We start from the raw sequence: 6,599 nt of genomic DNA, 5'->3' as shown, positions 1-6,599 counted from the left end.
CTGGGCAGCGCGCGGGCCGGCATGATGCTGGCCGATGTCACCCCGGCGCTGCAGGCGCGGGCGCAGGCGCTGCGCGCCGATCTGGAAGAGGTGCAGACCCTGCGCCTGTTGCAGCAATCCGCCGCCGACACCCTGGAAGAGGGGCTGGCCGGGGTGCAAAAGGCGCGCGCCGAGCTCAGCCGCGCCATCGCCAACCGCACCGACCTGCCGCGCCGGTTCACCGAAGATCCGGTCAATACCGCGATCCTGCTGGATTCGACCGAGACCCTTGCGGGATTTGCCAGCGGCCTGTCGCATATCGCGCTGGGCGAGATCGCCGGCACCGATGCCGATATCAGCGATCTGAAAGGCAGCCTGGCGCTGCCGGTGCAGGGCGTTCTGCTGCACCGCGCCGGAGAGGCCGACGCCGCCAATATCCGCCGCGACGGCATCCTGGTGGCAACCCGGCCGCGGGCGCTGGTCACCGCGCCGACGGCAGCGACGATCCGCTATCGCGGACCGCTCCTGGACATGGGCAATGTGATGATTCTGGAACCCCAGGCCGGCACCCTGTTCGTTTTCGCCGGGCTGGGCGAGGTCTATGGCGAGGCCGGGCAGGTGATCCCGGCGGGCACACCCGTTGGCCTGATGGGTGGCAGCACAGCCGAAAACGGCGCAATTCTTTCAACAACCGGTGATGGCACTGGAACTGACCGTTCGGAAACGCTCTATATAGAGGTCAGAGAAGCTGGCACCGCCGTGAACCCGGACATCTGGTTCGAAAGCGATGAGGATGGATAGTAACATATGAAAAAGATCGCATTGGCCGCCGTGGGTGGTACGCTTGCAGGTATCATTGCCACCACCCAAATCGCCGGGCCGCTGGTGGCCCAGGAAAACGCGCGGTCGTCCAGCGTTTACGAACAGCTCGACCTGTTCGGTGACATTTTCGAACGCATCCGCGCACAATATGTCGAGGACGTGGACGAATCCAAACTGATCGAGGCCGCCATCGACGGCATGCTGACCTCGCTGGATCCGCATTCCAGCTATCTCTCGCCCGAGGATGCCGCCGCCATGCGGGTGCAGACCCGCGGCGAATTCGGCGGGCTGGGCATCGAGGTGACCCAGGAAGAGGGCTTTGTGAAAGTGGTGTCGCCGATCGACGGCACCCCGGCGGATGAGGCCGGGATCGAGGCCGGTGATTTCATCACCCATGTCGATGGCGAAAGCGTGCTGGGCCTGACCCTGGACAAGGCGGTCGAGCTGATGCGCGGGCCGGTTGGTTCGGAAATCGTGATCACCGTGGTGCGCGAGGGCGAGGACGAGCCCTTTGACGTCTCGATCGTGCGCGACACCATCAAGCTGACGGCGGTGCGCGCCCGCACCGAGGGCAATACCGTGGTGCTGCGCATCACCACCTTCAACGACCAGACCACCCCCAATCTCGAAGCCGGCCTGAAAGAACAGATCGAAGAGGCGGGCGGCATGGAGAATATCAACGGCATCGTGCTGGACCTGCGCAACAACCCCGGCGGGCTGCTGACCCAGGCGATCAGCGTGTCCGACGAATTCCTCGATTCCGGCGAGATCGTCTCGACCCGCGGCCGCAACCCCGAGGATGGCGAACGGTTCAACGCCACGCCGGGGGACATGGCCGAGGGCAAGCCGATGGTGGTGCTGATCAATGGCGGGTCGGCCTCGGCCTCCGAGATCGTCGCCGGCGCGCTGCAGGATCACCGCCGCGCCATTGTCGTGGGCACCAAGAGCTTTGGCAAAGGCTCGGTCCAGACGGTGATGCCGCTGCGCGGCGACGGCGCCATGCGCCTGACCACGGCGCGGTATTACACGCCGTCTGGCCGCTCGATCCAGGCGCTGGGCGTGTCGCCGGATATCGTGGTGGAACAGCCCCGCCGCGACCCCGGCGCCGAGGATGAGGACGAGGCCGACGCCGCCGCGGCACGGACCCGGTCCGAGGCCACCCTGCGCGGGCGTCTGAACAATGACAGCCTGAGCGAGGACGAGATCCGCCAGATCGAGGAAGACCGCGCCAAGGCCGAGGCCGCCGCGAAACTGCGTGAAGAGGATTACCAGCTGGCCTATGCCATCGACATCCTGAAAGGCCTGTCGGCAATCGGTCCGCGCGACTGATCCGAGAACGCGCCGCGGTCCCGGCCCCGCGCCGGGACCTCTCGCCACAAGCCCCGCCTTCCGGCGGGGCTAAAATTTTCGAAAACCTTTGCCTGGTTCGCAAACCGTATTGGTCCGCGATGCGGACCAAGTTGAATTTGGCCGCGATCCCGCCAATGCCGGCTCTGATTGCTCCCGCATCACGCCGATTTGCGTGCGCTAACGACAAACTGCGTGATCGAAAAGAAGAACCGGCCGTCGCGGGCAAGGCTGATCTGTTCATTGAACCAGTCGTTCGCCATGTCGGCTTCAACATGGTTGTTTGCGATCGCAAATTGCCTCATCAGGTGCATCAACATGATCGCCATCCCATCCGGTTTCAAAACATGGTCCGTTAAAGTCACCGGCGCAACGGACTCCACATGATGGCCCTGGTGCCTCATGATGCCGGGCAGTCGCGCGGGAACATCGCCGGCCGCGAAATGCTGATCCCAGGACGCCCTGATTTGCTCCATGCGCTGGGGGTTGTCGCTATACCAGATAAAGCTACCAAAATGCAGGTCGCTCACAACGAGTCGCCCATCCGGTTTTAGGCAGCGCATCGCGTCCGAAACAGCACCTGCAATATCTTCAATGTATTCGAAGACTTGAACGGATACGGCCTTGTCTGCCCTCGCATCCTCAATCGGCAAATCGGTCGCGACACCATCGATGAATTCCACGCAGTTGTAATCTTGGCAGCGCTTTTGACCCGCGGAACGCATATCGTCACTCGGATCGATGCCGATAACACGGCCATTTTCGCCGACAGCGCGGGCCAGTTCAGCGGTCAGCAGCCCGCTGCCGCAGCCGATATCGAGGATGGTTTCCCCGGGTGTTGGTTGTAGAGCATCGAATGAGGCTTGCCGTCGTCTTGTGAGATCCGCGCCCTGATACGCATTGTCCAGCAGTCGCGCGACTTCAGCGTCGAACTTGAGCATCGCTTCCAACCTCCATGGCCCATCGAAAGTGCTGACAGTCTACCAGAAGGGAGCGAAAACTTTTGTCTCTGCTGCAAGCGCACACGCCGGAGCCGACATTGGCAAGCCGCTCAGCACCGGTGACTCAGGGCTCGAAGCAGATCTCTGCGCGACCCCTAGTCTACGATGCGCGGATCATCTCCGCCAGCCGCACCTGCAGCCAGCGAATATATCCATTGAGGTTCTTCCGAGGCCGCTCGCCGCTGCGAGATTATCTTAGCCGTTGGCGCCGAGACACCGCGCGGGCCAGCGCCCCAACACGGTTTGCGGACACACCCAAAACCTTTGCCCGGTTCGCTTGCTGCGTCAGACCGGGAGGAAGATTCCCTTGGACGGGTCGTAACTTTCCAGCCCGCCCTCGCCGATCTCGGTCCACAGCCCGTGCAGCGACAGGGTTTCGGACTCGACCGCGCTGCGCACGAAGGGGAAGCTCATCAGGTTTTCCAGCGAGGCGACCACCGCGTGCTGTTCCAGCGCGCGGATCTTTTCCTTCTCGTCCTCGATCTTGGTCACCAGCTCGTATTTCGGGCGCAGGATGTCCATCCAGCGGCCCACGAAGCTGTCGTTGCTTTCCAGCTGCGGCGCTTTGCCTTCGCACATGTCCATGCAACCCTTAACGCCGCCGCATTGCGAATGGCCCAGCACGATGACATGCGCCACTTTCAGCACCGTCACGGCATATTCCAGCGCGGCGCTGGTGCCATGGCGGTTGCCGTCGGCTTCGAACGGCGGCACCAGATTGGCGATGTTGCGGTGAATGAAGAACTCGCCGCTGTCGGCGCCGAAAATCGAGGTCACGTGCACCCGGCTGTCGCAGCAGGAAATCACCATGGCGCGCGGATGCTGGCCCTCGGAGGCCAGGCGGCGGTACCAGACCTGGTTTTCCTTATAGGTCGTGGCCTTCCAGCCTTGATAGCGGTGGACCAGGTAGTTGGGCAGGGGACGGGCGTGAATCACGGAGCGAACCTTCTGTCTGACCTAAGCTTCCAAGCGAAATAGCGCGGATCCGTGTCGAATTTAAGGGAGGAAAGCACTCGGGCTCAATCTTTTACTCACCCGGCCGGGGCAGGATGGGCGCGCCGTGGGGGCGGTGAAGGCGTGGGGCTGGTGTGGTGGCCGATCTTCTGGAGCTGATTCCGCGCGAAACCGTGCGGCTGGATCGCGACCGGCTGGAGGGGCTTTTTGCCCAGCTGGGCGAGGCGGCGGCCGAAGACATGGTGGGCCGCGCGGTGGAAGAGCTGGCGGTGCGGCTGGCCCGCTGCCGCGCCCAGTGGCAGAGCCGCCACTGGCAGGATCTGCGCCGCACCGTGCGGTCGCTGGCGGCGATCTCGGATCCGATCGGCATGACCAGCCTGGTGCGGGTGGCCGGTGATGTGACCGCCGCCCTCGACACCAGCGATGCCGCGGCGGTGGGCGCCACCCTGTGCCGGCTGATGCGCATCGGCGAGCGGTCGCTGACCGCGGTTTGGGACCTGCACGACCTGTCGCTGTGATGCTGTGACGGGGTCGGGGCTTGCGGCGCGCCGGCACACGGCTAGGGTATGCGGCGGTTTCCCTGACGAACGAGCGCCCCATGCCCCTGACCTTTGCCGAAGACAGCCCCGCCGCGATCCCGCTGCACATAATCGAAACCGCCGCGCTGGCGGCCTGGCTGGAGCAGCAGCCCAAGGCGGTGGCCGAATGGGTCGGGTTGAATGGCTTTACCGGCAAGCTGGGCGATGCCCTGCTGGTGCCGGCCGCCGAGGGTGGCCCGGTGATGGCGCTGGCCGGCTATGGCAGCGCCGCGAAACGGGCGCGCGGGCGCTATGCGCTGGCGGCAGCGGCGATGAAATTGCCCAAGGGCAGCTATAAGATCGCCTCGGGCCTGCCGCAGAACCTGCTGGAGACCGAATGCCTGGGCTGGCTGCTGACCGGCTATGCCTTCGACCGCTACAAGAAAACCTCCGGCGCCTCTGCCGCGCTGGTGGCGCCCGAGGCGGTCGATGCCGCGCGGGTCGAGGCGATTGCCGCCGGCGAGGCACTGCTGCGCGACCTGGTCAACACGCCCACCTCGGATATGGGGCCCGATCAGCTGGAGGCGGCGGCACGCAAGCTGGCCGAGACCCATGGCGCCCGCTTCTCGGCAATTGTCGGCGACGATCTGCTGGAGCAGAATTTCCCGATGATCCACGCCGTCGGCCGCGCCTCGACCACGCCGCCACGCCTGCTGGAGATGACCTGGGGCAGCGCCGGGCCCAAGCTGACGCTGGTGGGCAAGGGCGTGTGTTTCGACACCGGCGGGCTGGACCTGAAGCCGGCGGCCAGCATGTTGCTGATGAAAAAGGACATGGGCGGCGCCGCCAATGTGCTGGGGCTGGCGCATATGATCATGGCGCTGGGGCTGAACCTGCAATTGCGGGTGCTGATCCCGGCGGTGGAAAACGCGGTGGCGGGCAATGCCTTCCGCCCCGGCGACATCCTGACCTCGCGCAAGGGGCTGACCGTCGAGGTGAACAATACCGATGCCGAGGGGCGGCTGGTGCTGGCCGATGCGCTGGCCCTGGCGGCCGAGGATACGCCGGATCTGGTGATCTCGATGGCGACGCTGACCGGGGCGGCGCGGGTCGCCCTGGGCAGCGATATCGCGCCCTATTTCACCGATGACGAAGGCGCCGCCAGCGCACTGGCCGCCGCCGCCGGGCGGGTCGATGACCCGGTGTGGCGGCTGCCGTTTTTCGAACCCTATGAAACCAAGATCGAACCGAAGATCGCCGATCTGGACAATGCGCCCGCCGGCGGGTTTGCCGGGGCGATCACCGCGGCGCTGTTCCTGCGCCGCTTTGCCGGCGAGACGCGGTACATGCATTTCGACATCTATTCCTGGAGCTCGTTCAACCTGCCGGCGCGGCCCAAGGGTGGCTGCGGGCAGGGCATCCGCGCGCTGCTGGAGGCGATGCCCGAACTGCTGCCGTCGTGAGCGACCCGCGCCAGACCCCGTTCAACGGGCGCGTCGCGCATGTGTCGCTGCGCGGCGCCGTCTCCGCCGAGCGGTTCACCGAAGGTGTACGGAAACGCGTGGCCCTGCCGGTTGCCGGGCTGCATCGCGACGGTCCGGCGCTGGAACGCCAACTGCTGCTGGGCGAGCCGTTCCGGGTGTTGGACGCGGCCAAGGAGCAGAGTTTCGGCATTGCCGAGTTGAGCGGTTATGTCGGGCATCTTGCCACCGCGGCGCTTGGCCCCTGGGAGGAGCCGACACATGTGGTCGCGCCACGCGCAACCTTCGGCTTTGCCACCGCCAGCATCAAGACGCCCGCGCCGGTGCCGCTGAGCCTGGGAAGCCGGCTGCGGGTGGTTGCGCGGCACGAGCGGTTCCTGCAGAGCGCCGAGGGCTGGTTCCTGCCCGCCGCGCATCTGGCGCCGCTGGAGGCGCCCGAGGACGATCCGGTGGCGGTGGCCGAACTGAGCCCACAACCCATCACTCACAGGGTATCA

6 protein-coding genes and 1 pseudogene are annotated in these 6,599 nt (G+C 65.4%); 5 read left to right on the top strand and 2 right to left on the bottom strand.

Going from position 1 to position 6,599, the window contains the following annotated elements; genetic code table 11:
• On the top strand, positions 1-780 hold a 780-nt coding region (locus tag CVM52_RS22440; RefSeq protein WP_100164601.1), incomplete at its 5' end, for a murein hydrolase activator EnvC family protein.
• A gap of 6 nt (positions 781-786) precedes the next feature.
• Entirely contained in the window at positions 787-2,130 is a 1,344-nt protein-coding gene (locus CVM52_RS22435; protein ID WP_100164599.1) for a S41 family peptidase, read from the top strand.
• A gap of 179 nt (positions 2,131-2,309) precedes the next feature.
• Here CVM52_RS22435 and CVM52_RS22430 read toward each other — a convergent pair whose 3' ends face one another.
• Positions 2,310-3,089, bottom strand: coding sequence for a methyltransferase domain-containing protein (locus tag CVM52_RS22430; protein ID WP_100164598.1), 780 nt, complete (start codon positions 3,087-3,089; stop codon positions 2,310-2,312).
• 345 nt (positions 3,090-3,434) lie between these two features.
• Entirely contained in the window at positions 3,435-4,085 is a 651-nt protein-coding gene (locus tag CVM52_RS22425) for a carbonic anhydrase (RefSeq protein WP_100164597.1), read from the bottom strand.
• Between the two features lie 152 nt (positions 4,086-4,237).
• Between CVM52_RS22425 and CVM52_RS22420 the strand changes: the two genes are divergently transcribed.
• The 3 genes and pseudogenes from CVM52_RS22420 to CVM52_RS22410 all read left to right on the top strand — a co-directional run.
• Entirely contained in the window at positions 4,238-4,621 is a 384-nt protein-coding gene (locus tag CVM52_RS22420; RefSeq protein WP_205965008.1) for a hypothetical protein, read from the top strand.
• Positions 4,622-4,701: 80 nt separating this feature from the next.
• Positions 4,702-6,084, top strand: coding sequence for a leucyl aminopeptidase family protein (locus CVM52_RS22415; protein WP_100164596.1), 1,383 nt, complete (start codon positions 4,702-4,704; stop codon positions 6,082-6,084).
• A pseudogene (locus CVM52_RS22410) lies at positions 6,081-6,599 on the top strand (NLP/P60 hydrolase); the annotation flags it as partial. The gene CVM52_RS22415 and the pseudogene CVM52_RS22410, both read left to right, overlap by 4 nt.

The organism is Pseudooceanicola lipolyticus, assembly GCF_002786325.1.
GTDB classification, from domain to species: Bacteria; Pseudomonadota; Alphaproteobacteria; order Rhodobacterales; family Rhodobacteraceae; genus Pseudooceanicola_C; species Pseudooceanicola_C lipolyticus.
This window is presented reverse-complemented; position numbering and strand designations above follow the sequence as displayed.